The 13,193-nt window shown below is 69.2% G+C and carries 11 protein-coding genes and 1 tRNA gene; 9 read left to right on the top strand and 3 right to left on the bottom strand.

Going from position 1 to position 13,193, the window contains the following annotated elements; all coding sequences use genetic code 11:
• The first annotated feature begins 73 nt into the window (after positions 1–73).
• Positions 74–1,372 (top strand): PQQ-dependent sugar dehydrogenase, encoded by a 1,299-nt coding sequence (locus YWY_RS0110710; RefSeq protein ID WP_028847593.1) that lies wholly within the window; start codon positions 74–76, stop codon positions 1,370–1,372.
• Positions 1,373–1,448: 76 nt separating this feature from the next.
• Positions 1,449–2,645: a PQQ-dependent sugar dehydrogenase gene (locus tag YWY_RS0110705; RefSeq protein WP_028847592.1), complete on the top strand. Its 1,197-nt coding sequence runs from the start codon at positions 1,449–1,451 to the stop codon at positions 2,643–2,645.
• Between the two features lie 48 nt (positions 2,646–2,693).
• Here the strand turns inward: YWY_RS0110705 and YWY_RS21455 are convergent, their stop codons facing one another.
• The gene (locus YWY_RS21455) at positions 2,694–3,875 is read right to left on the bottom strand and encodes an MFS transporter (protein ID WP_051310149.1); all 1,182 of its coding nucleotides are present in this window, start codon (positions 3,873–3,875) and stop codon (positions 2,694–2,696) included.
• Positions 3,876–4,011: 136 nt separating this feature from the next.
• Here YWY_RS21455 and YWY_RS0110695 point away from each other — a divergent pair, with 136 nt between their 5' ends.
• Entirely contained in the window at positions 4,012–4,620 is a 609-nt protein-coding gene (locus YWY_RS0110695) for a TetR/AcrR family transcriptional regulator (RefSeq protein ID WP_028847591.1), read from the top strand.
• Here YWY_RS0110695 and YWY_RS0110690 read toward each other — a convergent pair.
• Together YWY_RS0110690 and YWY_RS0110685 are read right to left on the bottom strand one after the other, a co-directional pair.
• Positions 4,617–5,213, bottom strand: a complete 597-nt coding sequence (locus tag YWY_RS0110690) for a TetR/AcrR family transcriptional regulator (RefSeq protein WP_028847590.1) — start codon at positions 5,211–5,213, stop codon at positions 4,617–4,619. The two genes, YWY_RS0110695 and YWY_RS0110690, sit on opposite strands and share 4 nt — an antisense overlap.
• A 109-nt stretch (positions 5,214–5,322) precedes the next feature.
• Complete coding sequence (locus tag YWY_RS0110685; protein WP_028847589.1) at positions 5,323–6,291, bottom strand: acyl-CoA desaturase; 969 nt, start codon at positions 6,289–6,291, stop codon at positions 5,323–5,325.
• Positions 6,292–6,481: 190 nt separating this feature from the next.
• Here YWY_RS0110685 and YWY_RS0110680 point away from each other — a divergent pair.
• The 6 genes from YWY_RS0110680 to pth all read left to right on the top strand — a co-directional run bounded on the left by YWY_RS0110680 (position 6,482) and on the right by pth (position 12,996).
• Positions 6,482–6,553, top strand: a tRNA-Gln gene (locus tag YWY_RS0110680).
• 62 nt (positions 6,554–6,615) lie between these two features.
• Positions 6,616–8,238: a GGDEF domain-containing protein gene (locus YWY_RS21450; RefSeq protein WP_245566640.1), complete on the top strand. Its 1,623-nt coding sequence runs from the start codon at positions 6,616–6,618 to the stop codon at positions 8,236–8,238.
• A 219-nt stretch (positions 8,239–8,457) separates the two neighbouring features.
• Positions 8,458–9,936: a bifunctional UDP-N-acetylglucosamine diphosphorylase/glucosamine-1-phosphate N-acetyltransferase GlmU gene (glmU, locus tag YWY_RS0110670; protein ID WP_028847588.1), complete on the top strand. Its 1,479-nt coding sequence runs from the start codon at positions 8,458–8,460 to the stop codon at positions 9,934–9,936.
• Entirely contained in the window at positions 9,933–10,910 is a 978-nt protein-coding gene (locus tag YWY_RS0110665; protein ID WP_028847587.1) for a ribose-phosphate diphosphokinase, read from the top strand. The genes glmU and YWY_RS0110665 overlap by 4 nt, the downstream gene beginning before the upstream one ends.
• A gap of 844 nt (positions 10,911–11,754) precedes the next feature.
• Positions 11,755–12,384: a 50S ribosomal protein L25/general stress protein Ctc gene (locus YWY_RS0110660; protein ID WP_028847586.1), complete on the top strand. Its 630-nt coding sequence runs from the start codon at positions 11,755–11,757 to the stop codon at positions 12,382–12,384.
• 18 nt (positions 12,385–12,402) lie between these two features.
• Positions 12,403–12,996 carry an aminoacyl-tRNA hydrolase gene (gene pth / locus YWY_RS0110655; protein ID WP_028847585.1) on the top strand — a complete coding sequence of 198 codons (594 nt, stop codon included), beginning with the start codon at positions 12,403–12,405 and terminating at the stop codon, positions 12,994–12,996.
• Positions 12,997–13,193 lie beyond the last annotated feature (197 nt).

The raw sequence follows: 13,193 nt of genomic DNA, 5'->3' as shown, positions 1-13,193 counted from the left end.
TTCAACAGGGTACGTACCACCCCCGACACACCCGGGTGCGGGCGGCTTTCGACCCTTTTGACACACTCGCCCCATGAGACGCCTCCGCGTGACTGCAGCCGTACTCGCCGGCCTGTCCGTGCTGCTCGCCAGCTGCTCGGACGGCGCGTCGAGTCAGGAGCCTCCGCCTGGGGCGATCCCCGGCGACCAGCGCACGCACTCGCAGGGGAAGATCAAGGTCACCGAGGTGGCCGAGGGACTGAAGGTCGGCTGGGACATCGGGTTCCTGCCCAGCGGCAACCTGCTCGTCCCGCAGCGGCCGGGCACGTTGTCGGTCGTCGCGCCCAAGAAGAAGGGGCAGAAGATCTCCGACGTCACCGACCCCAGCCAGACCACGGTCACCGACGTCGAGATCGATCTGCCGGAACCGTACGTGAAGGCCGAGGGCGGCCTGCTGGGCATGGTGCTGCACCCCGACTTCGAGAAGTCCCGGAAGTTCACACTGTGCCAGACCACGCAGACGCCCGACGGCAAGCCGCAGGACATCCGGCTGATCACCTGGCGGCTGAGCGAGGACGAGAAGTCTGCGACGAAGGTCAAGGACCTGATCACCGGGTTGCCGCTCGGCCCGACCGGTCAGCACGTCGGCTGCCGGCCGACCGTGGGCCCGGACGGCGAGCTGCTGATCGGCACCGGTGACGGGTACGACCTCGACGCCGCACAGGACAAGGACAGCCTCGGCGGCAAGGTACTGCGGGTCGACTGGAACACCGGCAAGGCGCTGCCGGACAACCCGTTCGTGGCGGACGGTTCGGCCAAGACCGACAACGCCGAGCGCGTCATCAGCTACGGCCACCGCAACGTGCAGGGTGTCGCGGTGCGGCCGGGCACCAAGGAGATCTGGACCGCCGAGCACGGCACCACCCGGGACGACGAGATCAACCTGATCCAGCCGGGCAAGAACTACGGCTGGGACCCGTCGCAGGGCGGCGAGAAAACCGACGACAGCCAGTACGGCTCGCTGGAGCTCGAAGTCGACATGACCGACAAGGAACGCTTCCCGGACGCAGTGGACGCCAAGTGGTCCACCGGCGAGCCGACCGAAGCACTGTGTGCAGCGGTCTTCCTCGACGGCGAGCAGTGGGGCGAGCTCGAAGGCAAGCTCGCGGTCACTTCGCTGAAGGGTTCCAAGCTGTTCCTGATGACCGTCGAAGGTGAAGGCAAGGACAGCAAGATCACCGCTGTCGACGTGCCGAAGGAACTGGACTGGACCTACAAGCGGCTGCGTGCGGCTCGCATCGGCCCGGACGGCGCGTTGTACCTGACGACCGCGGGCGGCGAGAACGACTACGTGCTCCGGGTCGAGCCGGACAAGGTCGACGGCGGCAAGTAGTCCCAGCCTGCTGACCTCGGGCTGCTTCCCGGCGAGGTCACACGAACCGGACACCAGCGCGGGCATGATGGTCGGTATGACCAGGATCGTGCCCGCGCTGGTGTTTTCTGCGCTCGCCGTGCTGCCCGCAGCGTGCACCGGCGCGCCGGTGCAGCAGGCGCAGAGCCCACCGCCGCCGGAAGACGCGCAGCCCGTGGGCCTGCGGGTGCAGCGGGTCGCCGCGGGGTTCGAGCACCCATGGGACATCGGATTCCTGCCCGGCGGCGAGCTGCTGGTCACCGAGCGGCCCGGCCGGCTGACCCTGTTGTCCGGCGGCAAGCCGGGAGCGCAGCGGACCCAGGTCGAGGCCGACCTGTCCGATGTCTACGCGGTCGGCGAAGGCGGCTTGATGGGCCTGGTCGTCGACCCGGAGTTCGAGAAGACGCGCGAGTTCACCGTGTGTCACGCCTACCAGGAGGGCGGCGAGCCGGTCGACGTGCGCGTGGTGACGTGGAAGCTGGCCGAGGACGGCAGGTCGGCGTCGAAGGCGCGAACGCTGGTCACCGGGATCCCGCTCAACGACAGCGGGCGGCATTCCGGGTGCCGGCTGGAGTACGGGCCCGACGGGGAGCTGCTGATCGGCACGGGCGATGCGGCCGTGGGCACGAATCCGCAGGACAAGAAGGGCCTCGGCGGGAAGGTGCTGCGCGTCGACGCGAAGACCGGTGAGGGGTTGAAGGACAACCCGTTCGCCGACAGCTCCGACCCCAACACCCGCCGGATCGCCACGTACGGGCACCGCAACGTGCAGGGTGTGGCGCTACGGCCGGGCACCGACCAGGTGTTCACCGCCGAGCACGGGCCGGACGTCGACGACGAGGTCAACCGCATGAAGCTCGGCGGCAACTACGGCTGGGATCCGTCGCAGGGCGGCACCGTCGACAGCTACGACGAAAGCGTGTCGATGACCGACACCGAACGCTTCCCGGACGCCGTCCGCCCACTGTGGACCACCGGCGACCACACCGAGGCCCTGTGCGGGGCGGAATTCCTCGACGGCGAGCAGTGGGGCGAGCTCGAGGGGCTGCTTGCGGTGACGGCACTGAAGGCGCAGAAGATGTTCCTGCTGCGGCTCGACGACGCCGGGGAGAAAGTGGAATCGGTGTCGGTACCCGAGGAACTGGACGGCACGCACGGCAGGCTGCGGGCCGCCCGGCTCGGGCCGGACGGCGCCCTGTACGTGAGCACCGACGACGGCGAGGACGACGAAATCCTGCGGGTGACAGCGGGCTAGCCGGCGGACGGCCCGGTACGGGTGGCCCGCAGCCGGCTCTTGCCCCGTTCAGCGTTTCGGCGTCTTCGCACGGCTCGGCGGTGGGGCGTCGCGCACCGCTCGCCTGCGACCTGCGGCTGCACAGATGGTCAGGACGCCGACGACGAGCAGGGCCGCTCCGGTCAGTGCCGCTGCGGCGAAGCCCCCGGCCGTCGCGAGGCCGGCGATCTGCGGTCCGAGGCTCGTGCCGACGAACAGCGCCGCGCTGTAGAGGGCGATCGCTGTGCCGATCGCGTCGGGCGCGGCTGCGTGGATCAACTCGAGGATGGTGGGCGCTGCGACGGCGATTCCGCCGACGAGCAGCAGCAGCGCCAGGCCGAGGAGGATCACGTTCCCGCCGACCAGGCCCGCCGCGGCCGCGCCGAGCGTTGCCACCAGCAGAGCGAGCACCGCCTTGGTGCGGGGGCTGAGCCGGGTGGCCATACCGGTCAGGAAGGGCGCGACGACCACAGCGGGCAGCGAGCTGGCGCGGAGAACGAGGAGTGCCGTCGGGTTGTCCGCCACGGCGGGCGGACCGGCGATCTCGATCGCCGTGTAGACGATGACCAAACTTCCCAACAGTGTGCTTGTCGCGGCATACAGCGCGAGCAGCCGGGGACGGGCCAACAGCCTCGGCACGCTGAGCAACGCCGTCGTCATGGTGTTCGCGCGTTCCGCGGTGTCAGCGCGCAGGCGGATGAGCACGGCAGCGAACAGCAACAGCATGGCCGCCGACGAAGCGACGAAGATCGCACGCCAGCCCGCCGGAGCAAGAGCCTGGGCCGCGACCTGCATCACCACGGCCGCAGCCAGTCCGCTGCTGCTCATCGCGCCGAGCGCTACCGGTCGGCGACGCGGATCGGCGTGCTCCGCGAGGTAGGCCGTCGCGGTAGGGCCGATCGCGGCCACCGTCACGCCCTGCAGACAGCGGAACGCGACGGCGGCGGGCAGACTCTGGGCAAAGGTGACGAGCAGCGTCGAGAACGCGGCCCCCAGCAGGCCGACGAGGATCACCTTGCGCGGCCCGTACCGGTCCGCTGCCGGGCCCGCGAAGAGGAAACCGATCGCGAAGCTGAGGCTGAAGCCGGTCGCCAACCATGTCGTGGCCGACAGCGCGATTCCCCAGTCGCGCGCGATGGCCGGCATCAGCGGGATGACGGTGTAGGTCTGGCCGACGCCGACGACAGAGGTCCCCACGAAGATCGGCAGCATGCGCCCGAGGGGAACCCAGCGCTGCGTCTCCCGTTGCGGTGAGAACACGTCGTGAGGTGAACGCACGTCCCCCACGATGCCAACCAACTAGTTGGATGTCAACCGTCTGGTTGGTTGGCCGGCTATGCTGGCAGGCATGGCCACAACGAGGTCCCGCACCACCAGGGAGCGTCTCCTGGCCGCAGCGCGCGAGGAGTTCGCCGCGCACGGCATCGCCGGGGCGAGAGTCGACCGGATCGCGGCAGCCGCCGGAGTGAACAAGGAGCGCATCTACGCGAACTTCGGCAGCAAGGAAGCCTTGTTCCAGGCTGTGGTCACGCAAGCGATGGCCGAGCACGCCGACGGGATCGGCCTGCCCGAGGGCGATCTCGCCGAGTACGTCGGCCGGCTGTACGACTTCCATCGTCGGCACCCGACCCTGCTCCGGCTCATGCTGTGGGAGGCGCTGCACTACGGCGACCGACCGTTCGACAGCAGTTCGCGCCAGCCGAGCTACCGCAAGAAGGTCGAGGCACTGGCCGAGGCACTCGGCAGGCCCGCGGACCACCACACAGCGGCCACGCTGATGGTGCTCATCGGGCTCGCCTGCTGGGCGCACACCATGCCCCAGCTCGCACGCTTCCTCCTGGAGGGCGAAAGCGCCGAGACCCGCCACCAACTCATGCGCGCACAAGTGGTCGAGTTCGCACGCCGGACGTTGTCCACCGGCCAACCCGGGACGGCAAGCGTGGACCAGCGGGACTAGTCGTCGAGCTGAAGCCTGGGCTTCGGGTCGAGCCTCGACAGGCCGTTCCACGCCAGGTTGACCAGGTGCGCGGCGACCTCGTCCCGCTTGGGCTTGCGCGCATCCAGCCACCACTGCCCGGTCAGCGCCACCATCCCCACCAGCGCCTGCGCGTACAGCGGCGCCAGCTTGCGGTCGTACCCACGGGCGGAGAACTGCTGCCCGAGGATGTGCTCGACCTGGCTGGCGATGTCGTTGAGCAGCGTGGAGAACGTACCGGTCGAGGTGACCACGGGCGAATCCCGCACCAGGATGCGGAATCCGCCCTCGGACTCCTCGACATACGTCAGCAACGCCACCGCGGCCTGCTCCAGCATCGTCCGGGGATGGTCGGCGTCCAGGCTGCTGACCATCAGGTCGAGCAGTGTCTGCGTCTCCCGGTCGACCACCACGGCGTAGATCCCTTCCTTGCCGCCGAAGTGCTCGTACACCACCGGCTTCGACACGTCGGCACGCTGGGCGATCTCCTCCACCGACGTGCCGTCGAAGCCCTTCTCCGCGAACAACGCCTTGGCGACGTTGAGCAGCTGCTGCCGGCGTTCGGTGCCGGTCATGCGCACGCGAGGCACCGAAGCCGCCGATGATTGCCGCTGGGCCCCGCTCGTCCGCTTCGACCGCCGTGCCATGCCGCCAGGCTATCCGCCGAGCGGCCGTCCACCGTGATCAGCCCTTCACGGCCAGCCGGGCCAGCCGCTGCTTGGTCGGCCAGCGAACGTCGTACGCCCAGCCGAGCTTTTCGAACAGCCAGATGATCCGCGCCGAGATGTCGATCTGGCCCCGTTTCACGCCGTGCCGGGCGGACGTCGGGTCGGCGTGGTGCAGGTTGTGCCACGACTCGCCGAGCGACAGGATGGCCAGCGGCCAGAAGTTCGCCGACCGGTCCCTGGCCTTGAACGGGCGCTCACCGATCATGTGGCACACCGAGTTGATCGACCAGGTGACGTGGTGCAGTACGCAGATGCGCACCAGACCGGCCCAGAAGAACGCGGTGAGCGCGCCCCAGAGCGACCAGGTGATCAAGCCGCCGAGCAGCGCGGGCAGCGCCAGGCTCAGCAGCGTCCACAGCCAGAACAGCTTGTCCACCCGCACCAGGGTCTTGTCCTTGAGCAGGTCGGGCGCGAAACGGTCGATGTTGGTGACGTTGCGGTCGAACAGCCAGCCCATGTGGGCGTGCCAGAAACCCTTGGCGATGGCCAGCGGCGTCTCCCCGAACGCCCACGGCGAGTGCGGATCCCCCTCGCGGTCGGAGTAGGCGTGGTGGCGACGGTGGTCGGCCACCCAGATCAGCGGCGGGCCCTGCATCGCCGTGCTGCCCGCGATCGCCAGTGCCGCCCGCAACCACGGCTTGGCCTTGAACGACCCGTGGGTCAGATGGCGGTGGTACCCGACCGTGACACCGGCCGCTCCGATGAAGTAGAACGCCACGAACAATCCGACGTCCACCCAGGTCAGGCCCCATCCCCAGGCGAGGGGCACAGCGGCGACGAGCGCCAGCATCGGCGCGATCACGCCGATGTAGACGGCCACTTGCACCTTGACCGGACGCCGACCCGAGATGATCGGCTTCGGACCTTGCTTGAGCTTGTCGGTCGTCGAGGGCTCGGCGTTGGTCTTGCCGGCAGTAACCGTCATGAGCCCGCTCCTGATTCCTGCTACCTACGGTTCCGTAGGTTACGGTACCCCACGGCACCGGCGGGCAAACCAGATCGACATGACAAGCCCCTCAACAGACGAACACGCGGATGTGCTGGCCCTCGTCCCACCGGCCTTGAGCGGCCGTGCACAATGTCACCAGGAGGGGTAGACGGAAAACCCCTACCGATCCGCCGTGGTGTAATGGGCAGCACTTCAGATTTTGGTTCTGACGGTTCAGGTTCGAGTCCTGGCGGCGGAGCTTCCCTGCGCGTGAGCGCGCCCGAGGCGGCGCGCCCGAGACCGCGCCCGTCCGTGTCGACGATGTCCAACGCCTGGCTGGTCGGCCGGGCGCGGGAACTGCGCGCATCCGTGCAGACCAGCGAGCGCGCCGAGCAGCTGCGCATCATCGACGAGCTGGACGTCCTGCTGCAGGAGGCCAAGCGGCGGGGGGACCCGTTGATGATCGCCGACCTGCTGCGCAGCGCTGCCCTGGCACGGCTGGCCACCCGCGGCCGGTGCGCGACGTCCGAGCCGTTGCTGGACGAGCTGCTCGCGCACACCAGGCGCAACGGCATGCCGATCCATCGCGCCGGGGCGCACGCCCTGCAAGCCCGCCGGCTCATCCTGGCAGGCAAGCAGGACGCCGCGGTCACGGAAATCGCCCGTGCGCTGGCGGTGCTGGACGATCCCCCGGCCGACGACGCCCACGCCGGCGACCGCGACACGGAGCGGGCGCTGGTCCGTGCGCTGATCGACTGCTGGCAGGTGCTGTCCGAACTGAGCCTGTACGAGACCGCCGAGGAGGTCTCCGCACGTTCGCACAGCGCGCTGCTGCAGAGCGCGGGCCCGCACGAGATCACCATCCACCTGCTCAACTTCATCGAGATGCTGCTGGCCTGGGCGCTGCGGCTGGAGCGGGTGCGGAAGAAGGACCTCGCCAGGCAGAAGTTCCGCATGGCCGCCTCGGTGGCGCGCGAGGTCGAGAAGCCGTTCACCGATTCGCTGTTCCGCAAGCGGGACGAGCCGGCGATCGAGCAGGTGGGCCTGGTCGCCGCCGCCGTGGCGTTCGAAAAGCCAGGTCAGGAGCACGTGACCAGGTTGCGCAGGCTGCTCGCTCAGCCGTCGTCCGGCCAGGAAACCGTGCTGGTGGCCATCGCGCTGGCGCGCTGCCTGGAAGTCGACGGCTCGCGCGACGAAGCCATGAAAGTGCTGGTCGCGGCGCGCGAGGAAGCCCGGGCCATGAACGCACCGACCTCCACCCAGCTCAACATCGACCGGGAGCTGGCGCGTATCGAAACGGCAGGCCGGGTGGCCCAGACGGTCGTCAGCTACGTGCAGTCCCTCGAGGCCGAGTTGTGGGCGCTGCGGGAGTCCCAGGCTGCCGCCCTGGAAACCCGGCGCAAGCACGAGCGGCTCTCCGCGCAGCACGGCGCCATCGCCAAGGCGGCCTTGCAGGATCCGCTGACCGGCTTGCCCAACCGCCGTGCCCTCGACGAGCGGCTCCGCCAGCTGTCCGGTGATGCGTCCGCACAGCCGCTGGCGGTGGCCCTGATCGACCTGGACGGGTTCAAGGGCGTCAACGACAACAAGTCGCATCAGGAAGGTGATGACGTCCTGCGGGTCATCGCCAGCACTTTGCGGGACGCGCTGCGTGGTGGGGACTTCGTCGCCCGGTACGGCGGTGACGAGTTCGTCGTGCTCCTGCCCGGCGCGCCCGCATCGGCGGCGGCCAACGCGATGAACCGCTGCCGGTCGGCCGTGGCGGACCTGCCCGGCCACCTGTCCCACGGCGTCACGCTGTCCGTCGGGCTGGTCTCGATGGCGCCGACCGAGAACGTCGACGAAGTGCTGTCCCGGGCCGATGCCGCGATGTACGAGGCGAAGCGCAACGGCGGCAATCAGGTCGTCTCCGCCATGCAAGACGGCGCCGAAGCGGTCAGCTGACATGGCGCGGTCGACGCGGTTGACGCCATTCGGTGCGCTGGAGCGCAGCGAGTGCCGCAACCGTGACGGCGAACACGCTGTTCGGTGGCGTCGCACCGGAAAGCAGAGAGAATGACCAGGTGAAGACGTATAGCGATCCGCCTGGGTCCGGTCGGTGCGCCGAAGCCCCGTAGGATCGGCTGTCGCGACGAGCCCACCACGTATCGCACTGGGAGAACCGTGACCTCCAGCCTCACCACGTTGATCCTCGCCGCGGGCGAGGGCACACGGATGCGTTCCAGCATTCCCAAGGTGCTTCACCCGATCGCCGGACGGCCGCTGGTGGAGCACGCCGTCCGCGCCGCCGCCGGACTGAAGCCGGACAACCTCGTGGTCGTCGTCGGCCATGGCCGGGAAGCGGTGAGCGAACACCTCGAGTCGGTGTCCGACGCGCTCGGCATGACCATCGGCACCGCGGTGCAGGAAGAGCAGAACGGCACCGGCCACGCGGTGCAGTGCGCGCTGGATTCCCTGCCGTCCGGGCTGACCGGCACCGTGCTGGTCACCTATGGTGACGTCCCGCTGCTGGACACCGAGACGCTGGCCGCGCTGCTGTCGCAGCACGAGTCGACCGGCGCCGCGGTCACCATCCTGACCGCCGAGCTGGACGACCCGACCGGTTACGGCCGGGTGCTGCGGGACGAGAGCGGGGCGGTGCAGGCCATCGTCGAACACAAGGACGCCACCGCTGAGCAGCTGGCCATCAAGGAGATCAACTCCGGGGTCTACGCCTTCGACGCGGCGGTGCTTGCCGACGGCCTGCAGCGCCTGTCGACCGACAACGCGCAAGGCGAGCTGTACTTGACCGACGTGGTCGGCATCGCCCGCGCGGACGGCCGCCGGGTCTCCGCGATGGTGGTGGAGGACCCGTGGCTGACCGAAGGAGTCAACGACCGGGTCCAGCTGGCAGCGCTCGGCGCGGAACTCAACCGCCGCATCGTGCAGCGCTGGCAGCGTGCCGGGGTCACCATCGTGGATCCGGCGACGACGTGGCTGGACGTGGACGTCGAGCTGGGTCAGGACGTGGTCATCGAGCCGAATGTGCAGCTCAAGGCGGGCACCACGGTCGGGGCGGGAGCGATCATCGGCCCGGACACCACGCTGATCCGGGTCGAGGTGGGTGCCGGAGCGACCGTGGTCCGCACGCACGGCAGCGATTCGGTGATCGGCGCGGGCGCCAACGTCGGTCCGTTCACGTACTTGCGGCCCGGCACCAAGCTGGGCACCAAGGGCAAGCTCGGGGCGTTCGTGGAGACCAAGAACGCGGAGATCGGCACCGGCACGAAGGTGCCGCACCTGACGTACGTCGGTGACGCCACCATCGGCGAGTACAGCAACATCGGCTGCGGGACGGTGTTCGTCAACTACGACGGCGTGAACAAGCACCGCACCACCATCGGTTCCCATGTTCGTACCGGCGCGGACAACCAGTTCGTGGCGCCGGTGACGATCGGCGACGGCGCTTACAGCGGCGCGGGCACGGTCATCCGGCGGGACGTCCCACCGGGTGCCTTGGCCATCTCGGGCGCACCGCAGCGCAACATCGAAGGCTGGGTGTTCCGGAAGAGGCCGGGCACGCCCGCCGCTGAGGCCGCCGAACGCGCCCTCGCCGAGCAGAAGTCCGCCGACAACGACTCCGAGAACGGAGAGGCATCATGACCTCCAAGTCCGGCACCCCGAAGAAGAACATGATGCTCTTCGCCGGCGGGTCCCACCCGGAACTGGCGGAGGAGGTGGCCAAGCACCTCAACGTGGCGATCACTCCGCAGGTGGCCAGGACGTTCGCCAACGGTGAGATCTACGTGCGGTACGAGGAGTCGGTGCGCGGCGTCGACGCCTTCGTCATCCAGAGCTTCCCGCCGCCGATCAACGAGTGGATCATGGAACAACTGATCATGGTGGACGCGCTCAAGCGCGGCAGCGCCAAGCGCATCACCGTGGTCATGCCGTTCTACCCGTACGCGCGGCAGGACAAGAAACACAAGGGCAGGGAGCCGATCTCCGCCCGGTTGATCGCCGACCTGCTCAAGACCGCAGGCGCGGACCGCATCCTGACCGTGGACCTGCACACGGCGCAGATCCAGGGTTTCTTCGACGGCCCGGTGGACCACATGTTCGCGCAGAACGTGCTGATCAAGCACCTGCGCGAGCACTACGAGCCGGACGTCACGGTGGTCTCCCCGGACACCGGGCGGGTGCGGCTGGCCGAGAAGTGGGCGCAGCAGCTGGGTGACCGGCCGATCGCGTTCATCCACAAGACCCGCGACCCGGACCGGCCCAACGAGGCGATCGCCAAGCGCGTGGTGGGCAAGGTCAAGGGCCGCACCTGCGTGCTCATCGACGACATGATCGACACCGGCGGCACGATCGTGGGTGCGGTGCAGGCGCTGAAGGAGGAAGGCGCCAAGGAGGTCATCGTGGCGGCCACCCACGGGGTGCTGTCTCCGCCCGCCTCCGAGCGGCTGGCCAAGTGCGGGGCCACCGAGGTGATCTTCACCAACACCTTGCCGATCCCGGAGGAAAAGCGCTTCCCCGGCATGACGGTGCTGTCCATCGCGCCGCTGCTGGCCACGGCCATCCAGGAAGTGTTCGAAGACGGGTCGGTGACGAGTCTGTTCGACGGCAACGCCTGATTCGTCGGCGGAAGCGGGATTGCCCGGGCGGCCGCCGAAGGCGAGGGCTGCATCGGCAACCGCCGTGCGGGCTTGCACCTGTCAGAGCCGCAGAGGGATTGCACAGCCGTAGCCCCCAGCCGGGTTGGCACCGGCAGCAGTCACGGAGGGAGTGGTTCGCCTGCGGGCGCGCGGGCGCTACCGACCCGACGAGCGGCGGTGTGCGGGCGCCCGGGTTGTCCTGCCCAGGCGCGGGCTACTCGGCTCACCCACGCGTTCCGGCGCACGGTGGCTTCGGCGGCGGGGGCACGGGCGCTCACCGGCACCTGCCCAGCCGCGAGGCACTCCGGCTGCCACATGCACCGCACACTGGCTGCCATACGCAGCAGCGCACCGGCGACCACACGCAGCGACACCCTGAATGGCATCTGCGGGCACCGGCCTCCACCACGCGAACACTCCAAATGCCCTACGCACGATGCACCGGTGGGCACCGGAACTGGGGATGTTCAGCGGCGGCCGTCGAAGGCTTGCACGACCAGCTGCTTGTCGCGGCTGAGCCCCGTTGCCGCCGCCGTGGGCGGGCTTGCACGCCCCACGGCCCGTTGCCGCCAAAAGGCACCGCAGCCCCCGAACCGGAGCGCGGGAGCGGCTTGATCACCGACGGCCCGGAACCAGCCGCCGCGAGCTCGCACCCCGGGCCGATCGGTTCCGTGCCCGTTGCGTAGACTGAGCTGGTTGCCCCGGCGAGGCGGGTTTCGACCCCGCGTGATCGACGTGGCGGTAGAGGTTTCACTTGCCGCGCGCACGCGCGCTCCTCCCCGGGCCCGAGAGCACACACCGTCCGAGTGTCGAGGAGCATTCCGTGTCCGAAGAGATCAAGCTGGTCGTCCAGCAACGTACCGAGTTCGGCAAGGGTGCCGCCCGGCGTGCGCGCCGCGCAGGCAAGATTCCTGCGGTGCTGTACGGCCACGGCACCGAGCCGAAGCACCTGTCGCTGCCCGCCATCGAGTTCGCCCGGGTGATCCGCGAGCACGGCCGCAACGCGGTGCTGACCCTGGACATCGAAGGCGACAAGCCGCAGCTGGCGCTGACCAAGAGCATCCAGGTGCACCCGTTGAAGAACTACATCGAGCACGTCGACCTGCAGGTCCTGCAGCGCGGCGAGCGGGTCGAGGTGAACGTGCCGGTGGTGCTCACCGGCGACCCGGCGCCGGGCGGCCTGGTGCTGCAGGAGCTGGACGTGCTCAGCATCGAGGTCGACGCGCTGAACATCCCGGAAGAGCTCACGGTCGACCTGGAAGACGCGCCGGTCGGCACCACGATCACCGCCGCCGACGTCACGTTGCCCAAGGGTGCCCAGCTGGTCACCGACGCGGAGTCCGTCGTCGTGGTGGTCAACGAGGCCCCGACGGCCGAGGCCATGGAGGGCGAGACCGCCGCGGAGCAGCCCGCCGAGGAGGCCGGCGAGGCCAAGGAAGAAGCATCCGAGTAACCCTTCGGAACACCGACAGTGGCCACTCAGACCGATGTGCCGGGCGCCGGCGAGCGGATTCTGCTCGCCGGCCTCGGCAACCCCGGCCCGCGCTACGCGGCCACCAGGCACAACATCGGCTTCCTGGTGCTCGACGAACTCGCCGACCGGGTCGGCGGATCGTTCAAAGCGCACAAGTCAGGCGTCGAGCTGCTGCAGTGCCGCCTGGCGGGGGTCAGTGCCGCGCTGGTGAAGCCGCGCAGCTACATGAACCTCTCCGGTGGCCCGGTGAAGGCCGCCGCGCGCTATTTCGGTGTCGAGCCGCACGGCATCGTCGTGGTGCACGACGAGCTGGACCTGGAATTCGGCCAGGTGAAGCTGAAGTTCGGTGGCGGCGAGAACGGGCACAACGGCCTGCGCTCACTGTCGTCGTCGCTGGGCACCCGGGACTATTACCGGGTCCGGTTCGGGATCGGCAGGCCACCGGGCCGGATGGATCCTGCCGACTACGTGCTCAAGGACTTCTCCGCGGTGGAGCGCAAGGAACTGGCGTTCCACATCGACCGCTGCGCCGACGCGGTGGAAACCCTGGTCGCCAAGGGCCTGGCCGCGGCTCAGAACGCCTTCCACTGAATCAGGCGTGGCACGCCTGCTCGGACACGGCACGCCAACAAGCTTTTCGCTCCCGCACTTCAAGCCCAGGCGCACCCCGGGTCTCGATCCCGTCCGACGTATCGCTCCGGTTGACGCCGGAGATCAGGGCCGATGACCGCGCCACCCCACCCGGCATCACCAACATCTGCGCGCACCCGGCTGGTCATTGCCGCCGA

Origin of the sequence: Thermocrispum agreste DSM 44070, assembly GCF_000427905.1 — a bacterium.
GTDB lineage: Bacteria > Actinomycetota > Actinomycetes > Mycobacteriales > Pseudonocardiaceae > Thermocrispum > Thermocrispum agreste.
Note: the sequence above shows the minus strand (reverse complement) of the source record. Positions and strands in the feature narration are given on the sequence as shown.